This window comes from Microbacterium sp. NPDC060117, assembly GCF_042729315.1.
GTDB lineage: Bacteria > Actinomycetota > Actinomycetes > Actinomycetales > Microbacteriaceae > Microbacterium.
In genome coordinates this window covers 153769-177691 of sequence record NZ_JBHWXR010000003.1, presented here as the reverse complement: position 1 = coordinate 177691, position 23923 = coordinate 153769, and the positions used below count along the sequence as shown (strand labels likewise).

The 23923-nt window shown below is 70.9% G+C and carries 23 protein-coding genes; 15 read left to right on the top strand and 8 right to left on the bottom strand.

Features of this window, described 5'->3' with window-relative positions:
* The first annotated feature begins 178 nt into the window (after nt 1-178).
* The 5 genes from ACFWCK_RS12585 to ACFWCK_RS12565 all read left to right on the top strand — a co-directional run bounded on the left by ACFWCK_RS12585 (nt 179) and on the right by ACFWCK_RS12565 (nt 5356).
* A complete protein-coding gene (locus tag ACFWCK_RS12585; RefSeq protein ID WP_378806154.1) occupies nt 179-1693 on the top strand; it encodes a CoA-acylating methylmalonate-semialdehyde dehydrogenase in 1515 nt (504 codons plus the stop codon).
* A 38-nt stretch (nt 1694-1731) separates the two neighbouring features.
* Complete coding sequence (locus ACFWCK_RS12580) at nt 1732-2919, top strand: acyl-CoA dehydrogenase family protein (RefSeq protein WP_233311246.1); 1188 nt, start codon at nt 1732-1734, stop codon at nt 2917-2919.
* Nucleotides 2916-3800 carry a 3-hydroxyisobutyrate dehydrogenase gene (gene mmsB / locus ACFWCK_RS12575; RefSeq protein ID WP_233311245.1) on the top strand — a complete coding sequence of 295 codons (885 nt, stop codon included), beginning with the start codon at nt 2916-2918 and terminating at the stop codon, nt 3798-3800. The genes ACFWCK_RS12580 and mmsB overlap by 4 nt, the downstream gene beginning before the upstream one ends.
* 234 nt (nt 3801-4034) lie before the next feature.
* Nucleotides 4035-4817: an enoyl-CoA hydratase-related protein gene (locus tag ACFWCK_RS12570; protein ID WP_378806152.1), complete on the top strand. Its 783-nt coding sequence runs from the start codon at nt 4035-4037 to the stop codon at nt 4815-4817.
* 5 nt (nt 4818-4822) lie between these two features.
* Nucleotides 4823-5356: a putative immunity protein gene (locus ACFWCK_RS12565; RefSeq protein WP_378806151.1), complete on the top strand. Its 534-nt coding sequence runs from the start codon at nt 4823-4825 to the stop codon at nt 5354-5356.
* A 181-nt stretch (nt 5357-5537) separates the two neighbouring features.
* Here ACFWCK_RS12565 and ACFWCK_RS12560 read toward each other — a convergent pair whose 3' ends face one another.
* From ACFWCK_RS12560 to ACFWCK_RS12550, 3 genes are read right to left on the bottom strand one after another with little or no spacing between them, the layout of a single operon-like run.
* Nucleotides 5538-5978, bottom strand: coding sequence for a YdeI/OmpD-associated family protein (locus tag ACFWCK_RS12560; RefSeq protein WP_378806149.1), 441 nt, complete (start codon nt 5976-5978; stop codon nt 5538-5540).
* Between the two features lie 10 nt (nt 5979-5988).
* Nucleotides 5989-6471 (bottom strand): SRPBCC family protein, encoded by a 483-nt coding sequence (locus tag ACFWCK_RS12555; protein ID WP_378806148.1) that lies wholly within the window; start codon nt 6469-6471, stop codon nt 5989-5991.
* Nucleotides 6471-7007, bottom strand: a complete 537-nt coding sequence (locus tag ACFWCK_RS12550; RefSeq protein WP_378806147.1) for a MarR family winged helix-turn-helix transcriptional regulator — start codon at nt 7005-7007, stop codon at nt 6471-6473. Before ACFWCK_RS12550 ends, ACFWCK_RS12555 begins: the two co-directional genes overlap by 1 nt.
* Nucleotides 7008-7228: 221 nt before the next feature.
* On the opposite strand from ACFWCK_RS12550, the gene ACFWCK_RS12545 reads away from it, so the two are divergent.
* Genes ACFWCK_RS12545 through ACFWCK_RS12530 form a run of 4 tightly spaced genes read left to right on the top strand, consistent with a single transcriptional unit; the run spans nt 7229 to nt 11182 of the window.
* Nucleotides 7229-8005 carry an electron transfer flavoprotein subunit beta/FixA family protein gene (locus ACFWCK_RS12545; RefSeq protein WP_378806145.1) on the top strand — a complete coding sequence of 259 codons (777 nt, stop codon included), beginning with the start codon at nt 7229-7231 and terminating at the stop codon, nt 8003-8005.
* 2 nt (nt 8006-8007) lie between these two features.
* Nucleotides 8008-8988: an electron transfer flavoprotein subunit alpha/FixB family protein gene (locus ACFWCK_RS12540; RefSeq protein ID WP_378806144.1), complete on the top strand. Its 981-nt coding sequence runs from the start codon at nt 8008-8010 to the stop codon at nt 8986-8988.
* A gap of 2 nt (nt 8989-8990) precedes the next feature.
* Nucleotides 8991-10640 (top strand): cytochrome b/b6 domain-containing protein, encoded by a 1650-nt coding sequence (locus ACFWCK_RS12535; RefSeq protein WP_378806142.1) that lies wholly within the window; start codon nt 8991-8993, stop codon nt 10638-10640.
* Nucleotides 10637-11182, top strand: coding sequence for a GNAT family N-acetyltransferase (locus ACFWCK_RS12530; protein ID WP_378806141.1), 546 nt, complete (start codon nt 10637-10639; stop codon nt 11180-11182). Before ACFWCK_RS12535 ends, ACFWCK_RS12530 begins: the two co-directional genes overlap by 4 nt.
* Nucleotides 11183-11385: 203 nt before the next feature.
* Here ACFWCK_RS12530 and ACFWCK_RS12525 read toward each other — a convergent pair whose 3' ends face one another.
* Nucleotides 11386-11892 (bottom strand): GNAT family N-acetyltransferase, encoded by a 507-nt coding sequence (locus ACFWCK_RS12525; protein ID WP_233311235.1) that lies wholly within the window; start codon nt 11890-11892, stop codon nt 11386-11388.
* A 141-nt stretch (nt 11893-12033) separates the two neighbouring features.
* Between ACFWCK_RS12525 and ACFWCK_RS12520 the strand changes: the two genes are divergently transcribed.
* Nucleotides 12034-12597 carry an acyl-CoA thioesterase gene (locus ACFWCK_RS12520; RefSeq protein WP_233311234.1) on the top strand — a complete coding sequence of 188 codons (564 nt, stop codon included), beginning with the start codon at nt 12034-12036 and terminating at the stop codon, nt 12595-12597.
* 79 nt (nt 12598-12676) lie between these two features.
* Complete coding sequence (locus ACFWCK_RS12515) at nt 12677-14041, top strand: hypothetical protein (RefSeq protein ID WP_378806139.1); 1365 nt, start codon at nt 12677-12679, stop codon at nt 14039-14041.
* A 6-nt stretch (nt 14042-14047) separates the two neighbouring features.
* Here the strand turns inward: ACFWCK_RS12515 and ACFWCK_RS12510 are convergent, their stop codons facing one another.
* From ACFWCK_RS12510 to ACFWCK_RS12500, 3 genes are read right to left on the bottom strand one after another with little or no spacing between them, the layout of a single operon-like run.
* Nucleotides 14048-14614 (bottom strand): hypothetical protein, encoded by a 567-nt coding sequence (locus ACFWCK_RS12510; RefSeq protein WP_378806138.1) that lies wholly within the window; start codon nt 14612-14614, stop codon nt 14048-14050.
* Nucleotides 14602-15219: a hypothetical protein gene (locus ACFWCK_RS12505; protein ID WP_378806137.1), complete on the bottom strand. Its 618-nt coding sequence runs from the start codon at nt 15217-15219 to the stop codon at nt 14602-14604. Before ACFWCK_RS12505 ends, ACFWCK_RS12510 begins: the two co-directional genes overlap by 13 nt.
* Nucleotides 15216-15905: a hypothetical protein gene (locus tag ACFWCK_RS12500; protein WP_378806135.1), complete on the bottom strand. Its 690-nt coding sequence runs from the start codon at nt 15903-15905 to the stop codon at nt 15216-15218. Before ACFWCK_RS12500 ends, ACFWCK_RS12505 begins: the two co-directional genes overlap by 4 nt.
* A 121-nt stretch (nt 15906-16026) precedes the next feature.
* On the opposite strand from ACFWCK_RS12500, the gene ACFWCK_RS12495 reads away from it, so the two are divergent.
* Complete coding sequence (locus ACFWCK_RS12495; RefSeq protein ID WP_378806134.1) at nt 16027-19809, top strand: proline dehydrogenase family protein; 3783 nt, start codon at nt 16027-16029, stop codon at nt 19807-19809.
* A gap of 9 nt (nt 19810-19818) precedes the next feature.
* Here ACFWCK_RS12495 and ACFWCK_RS12490 read toward each other — a convergent pair whose 3' ends face one another.
* Nucleotides 19819-20943 carry a hypothetical protein gene (locus ACFWCK_RS12490; protein WP_378806133.1) on the bottom strand — a complete coding sequence of 375 codons (1125 nt, stop codon included), beginning with the start codon at nt 20941-20943 and terminating at the stop codon, nt 19819-19821.
* Between the two features lie 76 nt (nt 20944-21019).
* Between ACFWCK_RS12490 and ACFWCK_RS12485 the strand changes: the two genes are divergently transcribed.
* The 3 genes from ACFWCK_RS12485 (at nt 21020) to rocD (ending at nt 23891) form a co-directional block, all read left to right on the top strand.
* Nucleotides 21020-21613, top strand: a complete 594-nt coding sequence (locus ACFWCK_RS12485; RefSeq protein WP_233311231.1) for a TetR/AcrR family transcriptional regulator — start codon at nt 21020-21022, stop codon at nt 21611-21613.
* A gap of 164 nt (nt 21614-21777) precedes the next feature.
* Nucleotides 21778-22650, top strand: coding sequence for a dimethylargininase (gene ddaH, locus ACFWCK_RS12480; RefSeq protein WP_233311230.1), 873 nt, complete (start codon nt 21778-21780; stop codon nt 22648-22650).
* Nucleotides 22650-23891 carry an ornithine--oxo-acid transaminase gene (gene rocD, locus ACFWCK_RS12475; RefSeq protein ID WP_378806131.1) on the top strand — a complete coding sequence of 414 codons (1242 nt, stop codon included), beginning with the start codon at nt 22650-22652 and terminating at the stop codon, nt 23889-23891. Before ddaH ends, rocD begins: the two co-directional genes overlap by 1 nt.
* The last annotated feature ends 32 nt before the right edge of the window (nt 23892-23923 follow it).

Genomic DNA, 23923 nt, shown 5'->3' with positions numbered 1-23923 from the left:
AGCACCCGATCCGGTCAGCGTCTGCGGCCCGCGCAGCATCCGTTGTACGTGCCGAAGGTGACCGGCAGGTGAACTCGCTGTCAGGTGTCGATGAATTACATGGAACACCTTCTAACTACATGGGTGGCCATGTAATCTGGAGCCAGCGTCGACGACGACGCAGAACCAGGAGCACACGATGGTCCGCGACATCACCCATTTCATCGGAGGATCAGAGATCCCCGGCAGCCCGGAAGCGAACGGAGGGCGCTGGGGCGAGGTCTTCGATCCGTCGACCGGGGCCGTGCAGGCGCGCGTGCCGCTCGCGAGCGCGCACGAGGTGCGCGCGGCGATCGCCGATGCGGAGGCGGCTCAGCCGGAATGGGCGGCGACCAACCCGCAGAAGCGGGCGCGGGTGCTCATGCGCTTCCTCGAACTGATCCGCGATGAGATGGACGACCTCGCCGCCCTGCTCTCCAGCGAGCACGGCAAGACGCTGGACGACGCCAAGGGCGACATCCAGCGCGGCGTCGAGGTGATCGAGTTCTGCGTCGGCGCCCCGCACCTGCTGAAGGGGGAGTACTCCACAGGTGTCGGCACCGGCATCGACGTGTACTCGCTGCGCCAGCCGCTCGGCGTGGTCGCCGGCATCACCCCGTTCAACTTCCCCGCGATGATCCCGCTGTGGCAGATGGGCCCGGCGATCGCCGCGGGCAACGCCTTCATCCTCAAGCCGAGCGAGCGCGACCCCTCGGTGCCCGTCCGGATCGCCGAGCTGTTCCTGAAGGCGGGCCTGCCGGCCGGGATCCTCAACGTCGTGCACGGCGACAAGGAGGCCGTCGACGTGCTGCTCACGGACGAGCGGGTGCGCGCGATCGGCTTCGTCGGATCCACCCCGATCGCGGAGTACATCTACTCGACCGCGAACGCGCACGGCAAGCGCGCCCAGTGCTTCGGCGGGGCGAAGAACCACCTCGTCGTCATGCCCGACGCCGACCTGGATCAGGCCGCGGACGCCCTCATCGGCGCCGGCTACGGCTCGGCGGGGGAGCGCTGCATGGCGATCTCGGTCGCCGTGCCGGTCGGCGAGGAGACCGCTGACGCGCTCGCCGCGAAGCTCGCCGAGCGGGTGGCCGCCCTCAAGGTCGGGCCCTCGCTCGAACCCGGCATGGACTACGGCCCGCTCGTGAACCGCGCCGCGGTCGAGCGCGTGACCGATTACATCCAGCAGGGCATCGATGCCGGCGCGGAGCTGCTCGCCGACGGGCGCGGCTTCTCCGTCGCGGGTCACGAGGAGGGGTTCTACCTCGGCCCGACCCTGTTCGATCGCGTCACGACGGACATGTCGATCTACCGCGAGGAGATCTTCGGACCGGTGCTCGTGATCGCCCGTGCGGCGGACTACGAGGAGGCGCTGCGCATGGCTTCCGAGCATGAGTTCGGCAACGGCGTCGGCATCTTCACGCGCGACGGCGACGCGGCTCGTGACTTCGTGGCCCGCGTCAACGTCGGCATGGTCGGCGTGAACGTGCCGATCCCCGTGCCGATCGCGTACTTCACGTTCGGCGGCTGGAAGAGATCCGGCTTCGGAGACCTCAACCAGCACGGCGCCGACGCCTTCCGCTTCTACACGAAGACCAAGACCGTGACCTCGCGATGGCCGGCGGCAGGCGTCCGGGAAGGCGCCAGCTTCGTCATCCCGACCATGCACTGACCCCGCCGCACGCAGCAGGAACACCAGAAGGACACGACATGACCACCGTCGCCACCCCGATCACGATGACCAGCGAAGAGCGCGCCGCCATCCTCGGCGCCGTGCGCGAGTTCGCCGAGACCGAGCTCGCCCCGTTCGCCTCCGAGCGCGACGAGAAGCACCTGTTTCCGCGCGACACCCTGGTGCGCGCGGGCGAGCTGGGCCTCGGCGGCATCTACGCGCGAGAGGAGTCCGGCGGCACCGGGCTCGAGCGCGTCGACACCGTCGCGATCTTCGAGGAGCTCGCGAAGGGCGACCCGACCATCGCCGCCTACATCTCGATCCACAACATGGTCGTCTGGATGATCGACAGCTATGGCACGGACGCGCAGCTCGCGCGCTGGATGCCCGAGCTCACCACCATGGAGGGGCTGGGCAGCTACTGCCTCACCGAGCCGGGGGCGGGATCCGACGCCGCGGCGCTCGCCACGAGTGCGACCCGCGACGGCGACGAGTACGTGCTGACCGGCGTGAAGCAGTTCATCTCGGGCGCCGGCGAGGCCGCCGTCTACATCGTGATGGCGCGCACGGGCGCCCCCGGCGCGCGCGGCATCTCCGCCTTCCTCGTGCCGGGAGACTCCGCGGGCCTCAGCTTCGGTGCGCCGGAGAAGAAGATGGGCTGGCATGCCCAGCCCACGCGTCAGGTGATCCTGGACGGCGTGCGCGTTCCGGCGACGAACATGCTCGGATCCGAGGGGCAGGGCTTCGCGATCGCGATGAGCGCGCTCAACGGCGGTCGCCTCAACATCGCGGCCTGCTCGATCGGCGGCGCGCAGTGGGCTCTGGACCGCGCCGTGCAGTACGTGCACGAGCGCGAGGCGTTCGGCGAGCCCCTCGCCGAGAAGCAGTCCATCCTGTTCGCCGTCGCCGACATGCGCACGGATCTGCAGGCCGCGCGGCTCATGGTGCGCGACGGCGCGCAGGCCGTCGACGAGAAGGCGCCGGACGCGACGATGCGCTGCGCGATGGCCAAGCGCTTCGCGACCGACGCCGGCTTCGACGTCGCCAACAAGGCCCTTCAACTGCACGGCGGGTACGGGTACCTTCAGGACTACGGGATCGAGAAGGTCGTCCGCGATCTGCGGGTGCATCAGATCCTGGAAGGGACGAACGAGATCATGAGACTCATCGTCGGACGCGAGATGCTGCGCCCCTCCGGATCCGCCTCCATGCGAGCCGCATCATGACGCGCATCGCGTTCCTCGGACTCGGCCACATGGGCCTGCCGATGGCGAAGAACCTGCTCGCCGCCGGGCACGAGGTGATCGGCTTCGACGTGGTGTCCGCCGCCGTCGACGCCGCCGCGGCCGCAGGGCTGCCGGTCGCGCAGTTCGGCGTGGACGCCGTCGCCGGCGCCGAGGTCGTCATCACGATGTTCCCCGCAGGCAAGCACGTGATCGCCGCCTATCAGGACGAACTGCTGGGCGCGGCCGACCCCGGCACGCTGTTCATCGAGAGCTCGACGATCGCCGTCGACGAGGCGCGCGTCGCGCACGCCCTGGCGATCGAGGCGGGCCACCGCAACATCGATGCGCCCGTGTCGGGTGGCGTGGTGGGGGCCGAGAACGGCACGCTCGCCTTCATGGTGGGCGGCTCGGACGAGGACTTCGCCGCCGCGCTCCCGCTGCTCGAGGCGATGGGCAAGCGCATCGTGCACTGCGGCGGGCCCGGGCTCGGGCAGGCCGCGAAGGTGTGCAACAACATGATCCTCGGCATCTCGCAGATCGCCGTGGCCGAGGCGTTCGTGCTCGGCGAGCGACTGGGGCTGGAGCACCAGGCGCTGTTCGACGTGGTGTCGCAGGCGTCGGGCCAGTGCTGGTCGATCACGACGAACTGTCCCGTGCCCGGCCCGGTGCCGACCAGCCCCGCCAACCGCGACTACCAGCCGGGATTCGCGGGAGCACTCATGGCGAAGGACCTGGGACTCGCGCTGCAGGCGATCGAGGGCACGGGCACGGACGCTCAGATGGGCCGGCTCGCGCAGCAGATCTACGCGGCGTTCGCGGCGGGCCCGGGCGCCGGTCGCGACTTCTCCGGCATCATCACCGACATCCGCGACGCGTCCTGATCGGATCCGCGTCGCGTCGTCATCGGATCCGGGTCGCGTCGTCATCGGATCCACGTCACGTGTTTCCCTCCCCTCCGCGTCTTTCCCTCCCCGGGCAGGCGCCGTCCTGGGGAGGGAAACACGCAGGGCGGAGGGAAACGGGGCGGAAGCGCGGTTCGTAGCGACACGGACACCGTGCGTTCACCGACATCGGGGATACTGGAAGCGCCACGAAGGTGCGGCGAAAGGATGACCATGGCCACGAGCGAGTACGAGACGATCCTCACGGAACAGCGCGGACGAGTCGGCTGGATCACCCTGAATCGGCCGCAGGCGCTCAACGCGCTGAACTCGCAGGTCGCCGACGAGGTCACCGCCGCCGCCACCGCCTTCGACGCGGACTCCGGGGTCGGGGCGATCGTCGTCACCGGATCCGAGAAGGCCTTCGCCGCGGGCGCCGACATCAAGGAGATGGAGGCGATGTCCGCCGCGGAGATCACCGCGACCGACCACTTCGGCGTGTGGCGCGAATTCGCCGCCGTGCGCACTCCCGTGATCGCCGCCGTCAGCGGCTTCGCCCTCGGCGGCGGCTGCGAGCTCGCCATGATGTGCGACATCATCCTCGCCGCGGACAACGCCAAGTTCGGCCAGCCCGAGGTGAACCTCGGAGTGATCCCCGGCATGGGCGGCACGCAGCGGCTCATCCGCGCGGTCGGGTACTACAAGGCTGCGGAGCTGGTGCTGTCCGGGCGGATCATCGGCGCCGAGGAGGCGGAACGGGCCGGGCTGGTCTCTCGCGTCGTGCCGACGTCCGAGCTGCTCGCCGAGGCCTCGACGCTCGCCGAGACGATCGCGTCGAAGTCGCTGCCCTCGATCATCGCCGCGAAGGCGACGCTCGACGCCGCCATGGAGACCACGCTTGCGGTCGGACTCGACATCGAGCGCGAGGCCTTCGCGTCGCTGTTCGACACGACCGACCAGAAGGAGGGCATGGCCGCCTTCCGCGAGAAGCGCCCGCCGCAGTTCGAGAACCGGTGATCGTCGTGTCCGACATCCATTCGCTCGGATCCTTCCCTGATTCGTCCCGCGCGGGCGCATCCGGGCGCGAGGAGGCCTCGAACGTGGTGCCGCTCTTCGCCGACGGCGCGCTGCCGGACATCGAGGATCTGCGTCTCTCCGAGGATGACAGACGCGAGCTGGTCGGCTGGACCATCGCCTGCGCCGAGCGGTTGCTGCCGCTGTTCCAGGCGGAGCGCCCCGACGACGACCGTCCGAGGGAGGCGCTCGCCGCCGCGGAGGCGTTCCTGCGCGGCGAGCTCGACATCGATGCGGTGCGGGAGAAGGCGTTCGCCTGCCACGAAGCCGCTCGCCAGGCGCAGGATCCGAGCGCCGTCGCCGCCGCGCGCGTGTGCGGGCAGGCGGTGGCCGTCGCGCACCTCGCCGGGCACAGCCGGCAGGTGCCGCGGCACACGGCCCGCGCGTTCCCCGGTGACCGCTCCCGCCGCGACGAGGAACTCGCCTGGCAGCGCATGAGCATCCCGGCGCGCTTCGACGCCTACGTCTACGACGGCGACTGAGCCCGCTGAGACTCCGGGTCAGTCCTCCGAGAGAGCAGGCCGAATCGGGCATCCCGCTCCCATTCGCTGGTCCCGTATCGCCCCTTCCGTGTCTGCGAAGGGGCGATACGGGACCAGCGAGCGACCTGGAAGAGGGTCGCCCCGTTCAGCGGGGTGACCCGTCGCCGAGGAGAGAGTTCGTTCAGCCGCGCAGCTCGTCCAGGGCCTTGGCGATGCGGCGGTCGCGGGTCGCCTCCTGCTTGGCGTCGGCGACCGACACGGCGATCTCCTTGCGACGGGTGAAGCTGAGTCCATCGTAGGCGGCGGTGAGACCGGCGTCGGCGAGGGCAGACGCCAGGGCTTCGGGCACGTCGACCGTGCGCTCCGCGGCGTCCGGAGCGATCACCGCATCGAACTCTTCGCCGAGCTCGATGCCCATCGCGGCGCGGTTCGCCTTGCTGAAGCCGATGAGGTTCTTGCCGCCCATGCGTGCCAGGCGCAGGCGCGCGGTGCTCTGCCCGATCGTCACCGCGACGGGGAAGGCCTTCGCGCTGCTGATCTCGGCGACCTGCGCGTCGGTGAGGACGATGGCGCCCGCCGGTCCCATGGGCTCGAGGACGGTGCGGATCCGGAGTTCGCTCATGCCGGCCAGCCTACGACCGCTCCGCCAGAGCGGCGAGGGTGTCGTTGCGCTGCTGGATGAGCCGGATCAGGTGCCGCCTCATCACGAGCGCGTCGACGATCCGCCCGATCGGGCCGAACGGGGAGCGGAACACGATCTCGTCGCGCATGAGGGTGCCGTGCCCGCGGGGCCGTGCGGGCGCGGCAGGAATCGATGCCGGCTCGAAGGTGTGGCGGTGTCGGAACTCGGCGAACGGTCCGCGGATCTGCCGGTCGGAGAACGCGTGCGGCTCATTCACGTCGAACACGAGCGAGGTCATCCGGAAGCGGATCCCGAAGTGCCGAGCGCCCCAGGTGACCGTGTCGCCCTCCTCCATCCGCCCGGCCTGCACGCCGTCGGCGATGCGCTCGTCGTGCGCCGCCATCGAGTCGACGTGCACGTCCACGTCCAGGGAGAGGGCGAACACCCGCTCGACCGGAGCGGCGATCGTCCGCTCCAGGACGAACGAGCCCATCAGAGCGGATCCGGCTGCGGGCGTGGATCCGCGAAGTCTCCGGCGGCCTTGCGCATGCGTGCGACGATGGCGACGAGGTCGGCGCCGTCCTCGGGGGAGATCCCCGGATCCGTGAACACCTCGTCGTTGAGTGCGGTGGTGGCGCGTTCGACGAGCTCGCGTCCGGTCTCCGTCAGCTCCAGCAGCGCGGCGCGGCCGTCGTGCGGGTCACGGTGCCGGGCGATGAGGCCGTCGCGGACCAGCCGGTCCGCCGTGCTGGAGACGCTCGTCGCGTGCACCTGGAGGCGTGCGACCACGCTCGACAGCGGAAGAGTGCCGGTGCGGCTGAACGCGAGCAGGCGCAGCACCTCGTAGCGTGCGAAGGACAGCGCGAACGGGCGCAGGGTGGCGTCCACCCGGGCGAGCAGCAGCTGCTGGGCCCGCATGACCGAGGTGACCAGCGACATGCCGTCGGCGGCGTGGTCCCAGCCATGCGCGAGCCACTGCCGCTTCGCCTCGGCGAGCGGGTCGACGGGCAGGGGGTGCGGACGGGCCATTCCCCTACGTTACCGGGGGCGGGAATCGGATCCGCGTCGGCTCGCTGGCGTCCCGGACGGCGCCATCGGGGGTGCAGCGGCCGACGCGCAGACGACCGGCGTGCGACGTGATGCGGGGGCGATCACCCCTCGCGCACGTTGAGACTGAATCTCACCTATCTTGAGATCGAATTCCACTACGGCCGCCCGGTAGACTCATCGCAAGCGCAAACGGAGGTTCGATGAAGATCTACGTCCTGGTGAAAGAGGTTCCCGACACCTACGGGGATCGCAAGCTCGACCTGGAGACGGGTCTGGCGGACCGCGGCGCGGGGGAGGTCGTGCTCGACGAGATCACCGAGCGCGCTCTCGAGGTCGCACTGAGCTACGCCGACGCGAACCCCGGGACCGAGGTCGTGGCTCTGTCGATGGCTCCCGAGTCGGCGACCGCATCGATCCGGCGGGCCCTCGCGATCGGCGCCGGTTCCGCGGTGCACGTCGTCGACGCAGAGCTGCGCGGCGCTGACCTGGGTGTGACCGCGGCGGTGCTCGCGGCGGCGATCCGGCGCGGCGAGCCCGACCTCGTCATCACAGGAAATCTCTCTACGGATGGATCCGGGGGAGTGATCCCGGCGATGCTCGCGGAGCACCTCGGCTTCGCGCAGGCGACCGCGCTCAGTGCTGTGGCGATCGCGACCGACGCCGTGACGGGCACGCGCGCGACGGACTTCGGATCCCAGCAGGTGAGCGCGCCGCTTCCCGCCGTGATCTCGATCACCGAGGCGCTCCCGGACGCGCGGTTCCCGAACTTCAAGGGCATCATGGCGGCGAAGAAGAAGCCGCTCGAGGTGCTGTGCCTCGCCGATCTTGGTGTGAGCGCGGACCCGGCGGAGGCGCCGCAGACCATCCTCACAGCCGTGGCCGAGAAGCCGCCGCGTGCGGCGGGTGTGAAGATCACGGATGAGGGGGACGCGGCCGCGCAGTTGGTCGAGTTCCTTGCGCAGAACAGGCTGGTGTGAGCATGGCGTACCCCTCCGACTCGATTCTTGTGCTCGTGGATGTGACTCCGGCCGGTGCGGCAGCGCCGTCGGCCGCGGGCCTGCTGGGAGCTGCGGCGCAGCTGGGCTCTCCGGTCGCGCTCGTGGCCGCTCCTGCCGGCACGGCGCAAGCGGCGGTCGACGCCGCCATAGCCGCGGGCGCGCAGGTCGTGCTCACCGCGGACATCGACGCCGGATCCGTCACCGTCCCCGTGGTCGACGCGCTGCAGGCCGCGTACCGCGCGGTCGGCCCCGAGGCCGTGCTCGTCTCGAACTCGATCGCCGGCCGCGACGCCGCCGGGCGCCTCGCCGTGCGCGAACGGCTGGCGTTGTCGGTCGACGCGATCGGCCTCTCCCGCGACGATGAGGGCGTGGTCGCGCACCACTCCGTCTACGGTGGGGCGTTCCTCACGGATTCGGCGCCGACGTTCGGTGCCCCCGTGATCACGGTGCGTCAGGGCGCGGTCGACGCCCGCGCGGAGGCCGCGACCGACGCCCGGGTCGAGGCGCTCGCCGTGGAGGCATCCGGCGCCGCTGCCGCGACGGGCGAGCCGGTCGAGGCCGTTGAGGCGGTGTCGTCCCGGCCCGAGCTGCGCGGGGCGAAGGTCGTCGTCTCGGGTGGTCGTGGTCTCGGATCCAAGGAGAACTTCTCCCTCGTCGAGGACCTCGCCGACGAGCTCGGCGCCGCGATCGGCGCGTCCCGCGCCGCGGTCGACGCCGGGTACATCCCGTATGCGCATCAGGTGGGTCAGACCGGTGTCTCGGTCTCGCCGCAGCTCTACATCGCGCTCGGCATCTCCGGCGCGATCCAGCATCGCGCCGGGATGCAGACGGCGAAGACGATCGTCGCGATCAACAAGGATCCGGAATCTCCGATCTTCGATGTCGCCGACTTCGGCATCGTGGGCGATCTGTTCACGGTCGTGCCCCAGGTGATCGAACAGCTGCGCGCACGGAAGAAGTAGCGATGGCGACGTTGCGCAGGGGGCTGCCCCGCACCCGCGGCGGCGAGGGCTGGCCACCGGCCGGGGTGGTCGCGGCGGGCATCGAGACCGAGGTGGGGGCGGTCGCCGAGCCCGTCGGGGCTGCGGTTGCGGACACCGTCACCGCCGTGGTCGGTGAGCGAGCACCGGCGGAGCCGCCGCGAGACGAAACGCGGCACGGCGCGGACGACGTTTCGTCTCCGACGCCTGCGGCGTCGTCGCTCAACGACCTCGTGGGTGCGGCGACAGCGTCCACGCCTTCCGGGGCTGTGCTGCGCCGTGGTCTGCCGCGGGTTGCGGGCGGGGAGCCCTGGCCCCCTGCCGGTGCGGCCGGAGTCCTGGCTGCCGCGAGCCCGGTCCCCGAGCTCGTCGAAGAGAGCGATGTCGTCGTTTCGGAGGCTTCGAAGGGGGCGACGACCGCGGCGGTCCCGGTGACCGCGAGGACGTCGCCGGCCGCTGCGGCCGTTACTGCCCCGGCACAGGCCGGATTCGCACTGCGCCGCGGTCTGCCGCGCGTCGTCGGGGGAGAGCCCTGGCCTCCGGCCGGGACGGCAGCCGTGGTCGCCGAGAGTGTGGTCGCCCCCGCGGCGACGGAGGCGACAGTCGTCGCCGTCGCGCAGGCAGCGCCCGCGATCGCCGTCGCGCCGCTGCCCGATGTCTCCGCGCCGCTGCCGTTCACGCGGACCGTCTGGAACGGCTCGGCCCCGCGCCGCCTCGCGACCGAGCCCGCAGCGTCGAAGCTCCGACCGACCTGGCCGCAGGCGATCGGCGGGCTGTTCGCCGCGGCGGGCCTCGCCGTGCTCGCGGGCGCCGCGATCGCGATCGTGCGGGCGTTCCTCAGCCTGCCGTTCATGCAGGACTTCCTCACGACCTACCCCGGCGAGTACCACCTGCCTGCAGGGGCACCCGTCGGCATTCCCGGCTGGATCGGCTGGCAGCACTTCTTCAACGTGTTCCTGATGACGCTGATCATCCGCTCCGGCCTGCGCGTGCGCAGCGAGAAGCGGCCGACGGCGTTCTGGACGCCGCGGGGCAACCCGAAGGGCAAGATCAGCCTCACGCTGTGGTTCCACCAGGGGCTCGATCTGCTCTGGATCGTCAACGGCGTGATCTTCGTCGTGCTGCTGTTCGTCACCGGGCAGTGGATGCGGATCGTGCCGACGAGCTGGGACGTGTTCCCGAACGCCCTCTCGGCGCTGCTCCAGTACGTCTCCTTCGACTGGCCGACGGAGAACGGCTGGGTCAACTACAACAGCCTGCAGCAGCTCGCCTACTTCACGATCGTGTTCCTTGCCGCGCCGGTGGCCATCGCCACCGGATTCCGGATGTCGGGGCTGTGGCCGAAGAAGGCGGAGGGGCTGTCGAAGGCGTATCCGATCGAGATCGCGCGCGCCGTGCACTTCCCGACGATGCTGTTCTTCACGGCGTTCATCGTGGTGCACGTGGCGCTGGTGCTGCTCACCGGCATGCTGCGCAACCTGAACCACATGTTCGCCGCGCAGGATGCCGTCACGTGGACCGGGTTCTGGGTGTTCGTGCTGTCGCTCGTCGTCATCGCCGGCGGTTGGGTCGCTGCGCGCCCGCTCGTGCTCGCCCCCATCGCGAAGATGTTCGGGCAGGTGTCCGGCCGGTGACCGGAGACGGAGCGGCACCCCGGGACGGCGTCACGGCGGCGCCGACAGCGGAGCTCGCGACGGAGCGCCTGCGCCTGCGCCCCTACGAACGCGCCGACGAAGAGGCGTTCGTCGCGCTCTTCCAGGACGACGCCGTCGCCCGTTACGTCGGCGACGGCAAGCAGACCGAGCAGGAGGACCGTGCGCTGTTCGGGCGGGTCTTCGACAAGGTCTACCCGACCGAGCGCTTCGCCGTGTGGGCCGTCGAACGTGGCGGCGCGGTCGTGGGGCACGCCGAGATCAAGCCTTCGCCGAGCGATGACGTGCCCGGTTGGGAGCTCGTCTACATCCTCGTGCGGTCGCAGTGGGGGCAGGGGATCGGCACCGAGCTCGCGCGCGCCGTCACCGAGTACGGCTTCGCCCTGGGGCTGCCCGAGGTCTGGGCGACCGTCGACGCGGACAACGCCGGATCGATCCGCATCCTGGACCGCCTCGGCTACACGCTCCGCGGTGAGCGGCTCGAGGACGCCGGCCGGGTGCTCCTCTACGCGATCGACGGCTGAGACCGATTGGCCCGTGGCCATCCGTGGCCTCGCGCGATCGGATCCGCATCGAGGCCCCGCCGCAGCGTCGAAACCCTCTCTGGCCGTCGAAACCCCCTCGGAGCGACGTGGCTCAGAGGGGGTTTCGACGGTGCGTGGGGGTTTCGGCGCAGAAGGGTGCGGCGCCGAGGGCTACGCCGCAGCCCGCTGAGCCGCCGCCGGGCTCAGCGCACGAAGCGGACTTCCTTGATGGTCTCGCCGAGGAACGGCTCCTGCTGCGACGCGCCGTCGAGCACGAAGCCGTTGCGCACGTAGAAGCGGTGCGCGCGGGGGTTGTCCTCGGCGACCCAGAGGTAGGAGCTCTCGCCGGCGCTGACGGCCGCCTCGAAGAGTCGCTGGCCGATGCCGGTGCCGTGCCAGGCGTCCAGCAGGTAGATGAAGTAGAGCTCGCGCTCCGCCGGGGGGTTCTCGTCCCGAGCAGGGCCGGAACCGACGAAGCCCACGATCTCGCCGTCGACGAGCGCCGCGCTCATGCGGTACTCCTCGCCCTGGGATGCCCAGTGCGTCCACAGCTCGGCGAGGCGCTTGGGCGAGACGGCCTCGAGCGTCGCGGTGCTGATCAGGTGGTCGTAGGTCTCGTGCCAGCACTTCGCGTGCACACGGCCGAGCGCTTCGGCATCGACATCGCGAACGGGCCGGACGGTGACGGTGGGAAGGGCTTCGGCGCTCATGTTCGCGACTCTACGCGCGCGGTGCGCTGAGGAGAAATCGAGCGTTACGGGCTCGTTTCGCCACGTGACACGTCGTGCCGTGACTGTGCGGATCCGACAATCGATCAGGGGATTCCGTGCCGGATTCACTACGCTCCTCGTGTGAACGTGATCTGGCGCACTCTGCTCGTCATCCTCTCCGCCCGCAGGCGCTCCCGCCGGGGGCAGACCCTGGCGCCGACGGCCGTCGGGCGGATCCGACTCACCACGCTGCCGACGGATCTCGACATCCTGCGGCACATGAACAACGGCCGGTATCTGTCGCTGTTCGACCTCGGTCGGTGGGACCTGCTGATCCGCACGGGACTGTTCGACGCCATGAAGGAGCGCGGCTGGTACGCCGTGGTCTCGAGCGAGACGATCACCTTCCGCAAGTCCCTCGAGCTGTGGCAGCGGTTCGATGTCGAGTCGCGCTTCATCGGTCACGACGACAAGGCGTTGTTCATGGAGCATCGTGCGGTCGTGGACGGCGAGGTGTACGCCAAGGTGATCGTGCGCGCGCGCATGCTGCGCCGCACCGGCGGGACGGTCTCGCACGAGGAGTTCTTCGGTGCCCTGGGTCGTCCCGAAGACGTGCCGGGCGTCGAGGACTGGATCCACGACTGGGCCGCCGCCTCGGCGCTGCCGCCGACCAAGGCTCCCGCACCGAGCGTCTGGGTCGACTGACCGCCGCCGACGCAGCGCGCTCGCACGCTAATCTGTGCGCGTGGGGGCGATAATTCGAACGACGGGCCGGGTGCTGTGGATGCACTGGCCCGCGCTTCTCGCGTGGTACCTCGCGGGAACGCTGGCCCACTACTGGGTGACGGCTCTCGCGGGATTCGTCGGCGCCTACAGCTCGGTCGGGGGGCTGCTCATCCTCCCGTTCGCGGTGCTTGCCCGGCTGATCAGCCTGGTGGGCATGCTGCTGGTGCTGCGAGACGGACTGACGTCGTTGCAGGCCGTCGCGCCGGTGCCCGAGTCCGCCGCAGAGCGGCGTCGCAGCTTCCTGACCGCGTTGCTGGCCAGCATCCTGCCGTTCTTCGCCGTGTATGCCGCACAGGGACTGTTGCGCGACGACATCCAGGACTACGGGCTGCGCGCTCTCGCCAAGACTCGGGAGGAGATCGGTGCGACGCTGGGCACCGACCGCACCTTCGACCCCGGCGACAATGTGCTCGAGCTCTCGTTCAACGTCTGGACCGTGCTCGTCATCGTCGTGGCCTTCGCGGCGCGCTGGGCGTGGGGACGCTGGTCGGACAGGCTGCCCCGGGTGCTCGCGGTGCTGGCGGTGTACTGCGAGGTCGTCTGGGTGTTCTTCTCGATCCTGCTGCTGAAGGACCTCACCGACGGCGCCAAGAGCTGGGTCGATTCCCGGGCGGTGATGGTGTGGCTCGGTGAGGTCCGCTCCACGCTCGCTGCGACGTTCCCGCCGTTCGTCTGGATCGGCGACGCGATCGGGTGGCTCCTGTCCCAGGCGGGTCCCGTGCTGCTCGCGCCGCTGGCGTGGCTCACGGTCGCGGGCGTCGTCTACGGTCAGGCGATCGTGGCGGAGAAGCTGCAGATCCAGCACCGGCTCGTCACGCAGATGCGCGAGCGCGTCGCTCACGTGCCGAACCCGGTGATGCGCCGGCTGCGCGACCTCGGCACGGAGCTCGGCTCGCGCTTCCTGCCGATCTGGCGGGCGATCCTACTGATGTGGCGGGCGGGACCGGTGATCGTCGCGTCCTACGCTCTGCTCTACACGGCCGTGATCGTCGCCGAGTCATGGCTGCGCTACGGGGTGAGCCGGTGGATCGGACCGCACGACGTCTTGCTGTTCTGGGCGGTGTACTGGCCGGTGATCTTCCTCATCCCGCCGCTGGTCATCGAGCCGATCCGGTTCGCCCTCATCGCGGGCGCCTACGACACCACGTTCGGGATGCTGCGTCGCGCGCAGCTGGCCCGCACCGACGCGGAAGCGCCCGCCACGGACGACGAGGTGGATGCGGCCGCCATCACCGCCGCCGCGGGAGCACTGCCGACATCGGGATCGCTGGCGCCCCGGGTGTCGCCGGCGGGGGCGTCCGGATCAGCGGAGTGGGCTCTGCCTCCGGGCGCGCCCGTACCTCCCGCGCGACCGCCCGCCTGAGCGCGATCACGGATCGACGCTGAAACGCACGAAGTCGGATCCGGCGTAGAGCGGTTTCACATCGACCCAGAACGGACCCTCCACGTCCTCGGGCACCACGTACGGGAGGATGAGCTTGTAGGGCTCGACCCTCTTCTTGCCATCGTCCGGGCTTGTGACGCAGGTCTCGGGCTCCTCGTCATTCCAGAGCAGCCCAAGTTCGGTGCGCGCCGACCGCCAGTTGTGTCCCGTGCTCTTCTGCACGAGCATCGGCTCCCAGCACCCCGGAGCCTTGTCGCTCTTCGGAGTGACCAGGACGCCCACGAGGATGAGCTTCGCCCCCTTGGGCATGTCGAGATCCTTGGTGTCGGTGATCTCCTTGGCCTGGACGGGACCCCAGGTCGCCCCCTGCAGTTCGACGGTGCCCGAAGCTCCGGGCTCGACGGCCCAGACCGGCTGCCCGGAGTCGGGGAAGGTGTACTTCCACTGCCACCATCCGATCCCCAGCACGGTGGCCGGCAGCAGCACGGCCAACAGGGCGAGGGCGAGGGCGTTGCGGCGCCACCAACCGCGCCCGCCGGTCATCGTGGCCACCCCATTGGATCCAGGACGACGTCGTTCTGCACGGCGACGTCGTCGAGATCGACGACGACCTCCACGACGCCGTCCGTGCTCGTCCAGACCGTCGAGGCGAACTCGAGTGTCGCCGTGCCGTGCAGGGAGCCCTCCGGCAGCTCGAATGCGATGCTGCCGTGCCGCGGGACGCCAGTGATCAGCGTCATGCCTTTGGCGGTCTCGCCGCGCTCCGTGGCCGAGTAGGTGCGCCCGCCGACGCGCAGGTTCGCCACGCGAAGCGCGGCGCCGAGCTGGTCTTCGACGGTGGCGGCGTCGAGATCGACGACGAGCCAGGTGCCGTCGGCGCGCCAGCGGTCTCCGTCGGAGACCGCGTGTCCCGCGCGGATGTCGGTGACCGTGACCGCGATGTTGCGCGCCTCGCCGCGCTTCCCGACCGTCGTGGAGGTCACGAAGCGGTCGTACGGCGCGTCGTCCGGCTGCTGTACCTGGGTGAGCCCCCAGGCCCCGACTACGAGGACGGCCGACAGCGCCCAGATCCCCGCCGTGCGCAGACCGCGCCGCGGCGCCGCGGCGGGAACCGGGGCCGCGGGCGCGAGCGATTCAGGGGGCGGCGGAATCGTCACGGCTGGGCCTCGTCCTCGGCGGGCACCGCGTCCACCTTCACCGTCACGTAGGCGCCGGTGCGCAGGTCCGACCAGTAGTCGCCTTGCGTGAAGAGCTGGCCGACGTAGTGGGTGGAATCGGGCAGCGCGAGCCGGATCTCGTCGCCGACGGCGACCTCGCCCGCATCGACCAGCCACGCGACCCGAACACGAGCGGGCACGTCGGGCTGAAGGTAGCTGACGCTGGTGCCATCGACGGTGCGGTTCGCATTGAACCGCACCGTGTCGATGCCGTCGACGCCGATGCCGGCGAGGGCGTCCTTCACTCCAGCGGACCGGGGCTTGTCGAACTCGTTCGTGACATCGAGTACCACGACCAGGGTGCGCTGCCCATCCGTGGGGTAGAGGCTCGTGCCGCGCACCTCGCCGCCGATCGCCGCGCTCACGACCGACATGTCGAGATCGGATCCCACGTAGTGCTGGCCGACCCGGAGTTCGGGCGTCTTGGGCTTCGGCACGTCCGCGAGCCCGCCGAAGGCCGCGGTGGACGCCAGCAGCACGGCGCCGGCACCGGTGATCAGCCAGCCGGTCGGCACCTTGTCGGCCATCTTGCGCGCCCACGCCGTGGCGCGCGCCTCCGACGCCGCCCGCGTTGCAGCGTCCGCGACGGCCGGCGGTGCGGCATCCGCCTCGTGCTCTTCCCCCACGAGCACAGCATATAGAGAGGCGCGGAGGGCGTGCCGCCCTGCCGTGGGCGGTGAGGAACGCCATGCTTGAGGGGAGCACTCCGCGCCCACCCGACGGCGCGGGGCGGGAAGGACGAAACCGATGCCGCAGTGGCTGAACGCCTCGGAGACCGAGCGCGCGCGCCGGGCCGTGGCCCTGGCTCAGCGCTGGATCGACGAGGCCGCCTCCTCGCATGCGGATCCGGCCGCCGAGCGGCTCGCCAGGGTGCTGCGGGATCCGAACGGGCTGCCGTTCACACTCGGCTTCGTCGACGACGTGATGCGGCCGGAGAGCCTGGGTGCGGCGGCCTCCGGACTGCACAGGGTGGCTCCCCTCGTGCCCGGCTTCCTGCCCTGGTATCTGCGGGCGGCCGTCCGTGCGGGCGGCCTGGTCGCGCAGGGGATCCCCGCGCCGACGGTGCCGATCGCCCGCACGGTGCTGCGCGAGATGGTCGGCCACCTCATCGCCGATGCCCGCCCGGCCAAGCTCGGCCCCGCGATCGCCAAGTTGCGCTCGACCGGCGCCCGCCTGAACCTCAACCTGCTCGGCGAGGCCGTGCTCGGAGAGGACGAGGCGCAGCGCCGCCTCGACGGGATCCACGATCTCATCCGCCGCGACGACGTCGACTACGTCTCGGTCAAGGTCTCGGCGGTCGTGAGCCGCATCTCGATGTGGGCGTTCGACGAGGTCGTCGAGCAGGTGGCGGAGCGGCTGCTGCCGCTGTATCTGACGGCGGCGGGGGATCCGTGGGCCTCGGCGAGCCCCAAGAGCCGCAGGACATTCATCAACCTCGACATGGAGGAGTACCGCGACCTCGACCTCACCATCGCGGTGTTCACGCGCATCATGGAGGATCCGCGGTTGAAGGACCTCGAAGCGGGCATCGTGCTGCAGGCCTACCTGCCCGACGCCCTGCCGGCGCTGCGCGAGCTCACCGCCTGGGCGAAGGATCGCGTCGACCACGGCGGTGCGCCGATCAAGGTGCGCCTCGTGAAGGGCGCCAACCTCGCCATGGAGCGGGTCGAGGCCGCGTTGCACGGCTGGACGCCCGCCCCCTACGACACCAAGATCGACACCGATGCGAACTACCTGCGCTGCCTGGACGCGGCGCTCACGCCCGAATCGGTGCGGGCCGTGCGCATCGGCATCGCGGGTCACAACCTCTTCGACATCGCGTACGCGTGGCTGCTCGCCGGCGATCGCGGGGTGCGACCCGAGATCGGTGACGACGGATCCGGATCCGTGCCGATCGAGTTCGAGATGCTGCTCGGCATGGCCCAGGGGCAGGTCGAGGCGGTGAGTCGCGAGGTCGGGCACGTGCTGCTGTACGTGCCGGTCGTCAAGCCGCAGGAGTTCGACGTCGCGATCAGCTATCTCGTGCGACGGCTCGAGGAGACCGCCTCCCCGGAGAACTTCCTCTCCGCGGCGTTCCGGCTGCATGAGGATCCGGATGCACTCGATCGCGAGATCAACCGGTTCGCGCTGTCGCTCGAGCGCTCCGCCGATCCCGCGCTGCTCGCGCGTCCGCGCCGCCGTCAGAACCGGCTCGCCCCGGTGCACGAGCCCACCGCGCTCACCACGGATCCCGACACGGAGTCCGCCGCCCTCACGCAGGCCGTGCTCGGCATCGCCGAGGCCGTGGATCCCGGCGACACCTTCGTCGAGACGGCCGTGTTCGCCGCGCGCGAGGACGAGTCCGCCGTCGCTGCGGGCGCGCCCGGCTTCCGCAATGCCGTGGACAGCGATCCGGCGCTGCCGGCGAACCGCGAGTGGGCCCGTGAGATCCTCGCCCGGATCCCGGGGTCTACGACAGGCGACGGGATCGTGCGCAGCGCGCGCGTCACCGAAGAGGCGGAGCTGGAGCGGATCCTGTCCCGCGTGCGGGCTGCGGCGGGAGCGTGGAGTGTTCGACCGGCCGCCGAGCGCGGCGAGGTGCTGCTGCGAGTCGCCGCGGTGCTCGAGTCGCGTCGCGCCGAGCTCATCGAGGTCGCTGCCGCCGAGACGGGCAAAGTGATCTCCGAGGGTGATGTGGAGGTCAGCGAGGCCGTCGATTTCGCGCGCTACTACGCCGCCAAGGCCCGCGAGCTCGACGCGATCCCCGGGGCCGCGTTCGTGCCGTCCCGCGTCACCGTGGTGGCCCCGCCCTGGAACTTCCCGCTGTCGATCCCCGCGGGCGGCGTGCTCGCCGCGCTCGCCGCGGGATCCGGTGTCGTGTTCAAGCCGGCGCCGCAGGCCCGGCGTTCGGCGGCCGTGATCGCGGCTGCGCTGTGGGATGCGGGGATCCCGCGCGACCTGCTCGCCTTCGTCGACATCTCCGAGGGCGAGCTCGGCCGGGCGCTCATCGCGCACCCCGAGGTCGACCGGGTGATCCTCACCGGATCCTTCGAGACCGCCGCGCTGTTCCGCAGCTGGCGGCACGATCTGGCTCTGCACGCCGAGACGAGCGGGAAGAACGCGATCGTGATCGCCCCGTCGGCGGATCTGGATCTCGCTGTGGCCGACCTCGTGAAGAGCGCGTTCGCGCACGCCGGGCAGAAGTGCTCCGCCGCGTCGCTCGCGATCCTGGTGGGACCCGTGGGGCGGTCGAAGCGGTTCGCGCGCCAGCTCGTCGACGCGACCCGGTCGATGCGGGTGGCGTGGCCCGAGGATCCGCGCGCCGAGGTCGGGCCGGTGATCGAACCGCCGCAGGGCAAGCTGCAGTGGGCGCTCACCGAGCTCGGTCCCGACGAGAAGTGGCTGCTGAAGCCGCGCGAGATCCCCGGATCGGAGGGGCGGCTGTGGACGCCGGGCATCCGTCTCGGCGTGCAGCCGGGATCGCGCTTCCATCGCGAGGAGTTCTTCGGTCCGGTCCTCGGCATCATGCACGCCCCGACGCTCGCGCGGGCGGTCGAGTTGCAGAACGCGGTGGACTACGGGCTCACGGCGGGGCTGCACACGCAGGATCCGGACGACCTGGCCCTCTGGCTCGACCGCGTCCAGGCCGGCAACCTCTCCGTGAACCGGGGCATCACCGGCGCCATCGTGCAGCGTCAGCCCTTCGGCGGGTGGAAGCGCTCCTCGGTCGGCACCGGCGCGAAGGCGGGCGGGCCGAACCACCTGATCGGGCTCGGATCCTGGCGGGACACCGGCGGGGCCGGATCCACGACCCTGCATCTGCGCGGGCTGGACTCTCGCATCACCGCACTCATCGAGGCGGCCCAGCCGTCGCTGGACTACACGGCGTTCGAGTGGCTGCGCCGGGCGGCCCTGTCGGATGCGCTGGCCTGGGATCGCGAATTCGGGCGCGTGCGCGACGTCTCGCGCCTCGGCGTGGAGCGCAATCTGTTCCGGTACCGCTCGGTGCCCGTCGCCGTGCGAGCCACGGGCGAGGCGCCCCTGCGCGCGCTGCTGCGGGTGGCGATCGCGGCGATCCGCGGCGGGGGAGCGTTCACCCTGTCGTCGCCGATCGGCCTGCCTGCTGCGGTGCGCCGCGTGCTGGGGGAGGCCGGTGTCACCGTGTTCGTGGAGAGCGACGCGGAGTGGACCCAGCGGTTCACGGGGCCGGCGGTGACGGCGCACGGATCCGATCTGCTCCCGTCGCAGAAACTGCCGGAAAGCCTGACGGAAAGCGGCAGAGAACGCGACGGAAGCGAGAAGGAACCCGCTGTGGAGGGTGCGCCGGCGCGGCCGAACCGCGTGCGCATCGTGGGCGCGGCGGACGACGTCGCGGCGCTGCACGCCGCGCTCGCAGAGGCGGTGCAGGGGGATCCTGATCTGGCGATCTTCGCCGGCGAGGTGACCACCGCAGGCCGCATCGAGCTGCTGCCGTTCCTGCACGAGCAGGCCATCGCGATCACCGCGCACCGCTACGGCAACCCCGACGACTGGAGCGCGGGGGTGATCTGACGCGCCGGGTCAGGCGGTGGCCGGCTGCGCGGACGAGGTCGACGACAGCCCCGCCGCGGCAGAGGCGGGTCGCCGCACACCGCTCAGCGCGAGCAGCAGGAGCCCTGCGCCGGCCCAGATCGCGAGCGTCGTCCATTGCGTGCCGGTGGCCGCGTCGGGGAAGTACGAGAGCGTGCGGATCAGGGTGCCCGCGGCGCCCGGCGCGAGGGCCTGACCGAACGATCCCCATGGCGTCGCCAGGAACTCCACCGGCATCGTCGCGGCCGACAGCGGATTCGCGATCAGCAGCGTGAACCCGGCGCCGAGCCCCAGCCCGGGGGTGCCGATCAGGCTGTACAGCCCCACGATCGGCGCCGAGACCGCGGCGATCGACAGGGCGATGGCCGCGGCGTTCGTCAGGAAGTCTCCCTGCAGGGCGCCGAACCAGGCCTGCAGGATCGAGGTCAGCACCAGGCCCGCGCCGACCGCATAGACGGCGAGCCCGGCCAGCCGCCGCCAGTTGCCCTTGATGGCGAACGAGACCACCATCGCGCCCAGCATGCCGCCGAGCGTCAGCGGGAACATGGCCGCGGCGATGCCGGTGCCGCGCGGGTCGGAGTCCGCGAGCGGCACGACGTCGTTCACCACGACCGTCACGGTCGGGATCGTGAGCTTCTGCAGCGCGGCGGCACCCGCGGGGCCTGCGGCCGCCGCCTTCTGCACGTTCTTCTCGACCGTGCTGCGGATCTGCGCGTCGATCTGCGCCTGCAGCCCGGTGCCGAGTCCCGTCAGCAGCTGCGCGGCCGCGGTGCTCGCCGCCGAGGAGGTGAGGATCTCGGGTGCGTCCGTCGGAGCGGCTCCGAGCACGATCGCACCATAGGCGTGGCGGCTCTTGATCGCGGCGACGGCGGCGGCGCGATCGTCGTACACCGAGAGCTTCACCGCGCCGTCGGCCTTCTCGGCGATCGCCTTCTCGACCTGGGTCACCTGGGCGTCGGATCCGACGATGCCGACCGGGAGGTTCTTCGGCGAGGCGGTGACCGAGGGCCAGGCGAAGCCGAGGAGGACCACGCCGACGATCAGGCAGGCGCCGAGGGCGGTGAGGACGGCACGGGGCCAGGTCGTGTGCAGAACGTTGCGCGGTGCGGTGTTCACGAGGACTCCAAACAGAATGAATGTTCGTTTTGTATAGTTCACTTGAGAGAGTGAGAAGTCAAGCCAGGAGGTCCCGATGCCGAAGATCAGCGCAGAGCGCAAGCAGGAGCGTCGCGCCGAGATCATCGCCGCAGCCATGCGGTCGTTCGGGCGGACCGGATATCAGCGGACGTCGATGGCCGACATCATCGCCGAGTCGGGTTCGTCGGCGGGGGCGATCTACGGCTACTTCGCCGGCAAGCAGGAACTGCTCGAGGCGGTCGCCGAGACCGTGCTCGGCGAGCGCATCGCCGAGATCGGCGTCGGCGCCGACGGGCGGCCCGCGCCGAGGTCGCCGCGTGAGCTGGCGGTGATGACGATCCGTGGTCTGCGCGAGATCGCCACGCTGCCGCTGATCGTGCAGACCTGGGGTGAGGCGGTGACGGATCCGGAGCTGCGCGCGCTCGTGTCCCGGGTCTTCCCGGAAGTGCGCCAGGTGTTCGTGCAGTCGATGGTGGCCTGGTCCCGCACGCAGCCGGATCCGGTTCCTTCCGATCCCGAGGCCTGGGCCCAGGGGATGGCGCTTCTGATCGTCGGACTGGTGCAGGGTGCGGCGGTGCAGACCGCGCTTCTGGAGGACTTCGACGCCGACCGCTACCTGCGCGCGATCGGCGACACGCTGCCGGGCTGACATCGGCCGCCTTCGGCCGCGGCCGCGCCGTGAGGGCCATATCCAGGCTCGGGTGAGACAATGGGCGGCGGCGTGCCCGTGTCGCATCTTCTCCGCACAACGGATCGAAGGACCGCCGGGCCTCAGGACAGCGTCCGCCGCGACCGAAGATTCCGAGGAGCCTCATGTCGACGCCTGAGACCGCTACCGCCACGCCGGCCCGTACCGCGCACCACCGCCGGTACCTGATGTGCAAGCCCGAGCACTTCACGGTGAACTACAGCATCAACCCGTGGATGGAGCCGGCGAACCCCACCGACACGGCCAAGGCCGTCGCGCAGTGGCAGAAGCTGTACGACCTGTACCTCGAGCTGGGGCACGAGGTCGAGCTCATCGAGCCGCTCGCCGGCTACCCCGACATGGTCTACACGGCCAACGGCGGCTTCGTGATCGGCGGCCGTGCCTACGTGCCGTCGTTCTACTACGAGCAGCGCCAGGGCGAGTCCCCCGCGTTCGCCGACTGGTTCCGCACTCACGGCTTCGACACCGTGATGCCGAAGGAGATCAACGAGGGCGAGGGCGACTTCCTGCTCGCCGGCGACGTGATCCTGGCCGGTACGGGCTTCCGTTCCGCCGGCGACAGCCACCGCGAGGTGAGCGAGGTCTTCGGTCGCGAGGTCGTCACGCTGACGCTCGTCGACCCGCGCTTCTACCACCTCGACACCGCGCTGACCGTGCTCGACCCGGTGATCGGCGAGGAGAACGGCGGCCCGGCCACCGCGAACATCGCGTACCTGCCGCACGCCTTCGACGACGCCAGCCGCGCGATCCTCGAGGAGCGCTTCCCGGACGCGATCCTGGTCTCGGACGAGGACGGCGCCGTGTTCGGCCTGAACTCGGCGAGCGACGGCTACAACGTGATCATCTCGCCGCGCGCGACCGGCTTCGAGAAGCAGCTGCGCGAGCGCGGCTACAACCCCCTCATGGTCGACCTCAGCGAGCTGCTGCTCGGCGGCGGCGGCATCAAGTGCTGCACCCTGGAACTGCGGGGCGCGTGATGACGCCGGAGCAGGTCAGGGAGTACGCGGAGCACGGCACGATCGCCGGGCAGGATCCGCACGCCGGCGCCGAGCCGCACGTGGCGCGCAACTACGCCCCGCTCGATGTCACGATCGCCCGTGCCGAGGGCGCATGGGTGACCGACGTCGAGGGCAAGCGCTACCTCGACCTGCTCGCGGCGTACTCCGCGGTGAACTTCGGTCACCGTCACCCCGCGCTCGTCGCCGCCCTCGAGGAGCAGCTGGGCCGGGTCGCGCTCACCAGCCGCGCCTTCCGCAACGACCGGCTCGAGCCGTTCGCCGCGGCTCTCGCCCGGCTGTGCGGCAAGGATCTGGTGCTGCCGATGAACACCGGCGCCGAGGCCGTCGAGACCGGCATCAAGGTCGCCCGCGCCTGGGGCTACCGTGTCAAGGGCGTGCGCCAGGACGCGGCGCGCATCATCGTGGCGCACGGCAACTTCCACGGCCGCACCACGACCATCGTCGGCTTCAGCGACGACGAGTCGGCGCGTGACGGCTTCGGTCCGTTCACGCCCGGCTTCGACGCGGTGCCCTACGCCGATGCCGAGGCGATCGCGGCGGCGATCACCGATGACACCGTCGCCGTGCTCGTCGAGCCCATCCAGGGCGAGGGCGGCGTGATCATCCCGCCCGACGGCTACCTGCGGCGGATCCGGGAGATCTGCGACGAGCGGAACGTGCTGTTCATCGCCGACGAGATCCAGTCCGGGCTCGGACGCGTCGGCGAGACCTTCGCGTGCGATCGCGAGGGCGTCGTGCCCGACCTGTACCTGCTCGGCAAGGCGCTCGGCGGCGGGCTGCTGCCCGTCTCGGCCGTCGTCGGGAACGAGGACGTGCTGGGCGTCATCCGTCCGGGCGAGCACGGATCCACGTTCGGCGGCAATCCGCTCGCCGCGGCCGTCGGGCTGCGCGCGGTCGAGATGCTCGAGTCCGGGGAGTTCCAGGAGCGCGCCCGCGCGCTGGGGGAGCACCTGCGCGCCGGCCTCGAGGCGTTCCTCGGCCACGGCGTGACCGAGGTGCGCGTCGCCGGTCTGTGGGCCGGGGTCGACATCGATCCGTCGCGCGGCACCGGACGTGAGATCGCGGAGAAGCTGCTGGACCGTGGCGTGCTCGTGAAGGACACCCACGGCCAGACGATCCGCATCGCCCCGCCCATCGTGGTGCGCGCGACCGAGCTGGACTGGGCGCTCGAGCAGCTCCGCGTGGTGCTCGGCGGCTGACGCCCGCGGCTCGGGTACGTCCGGTCGGGGTC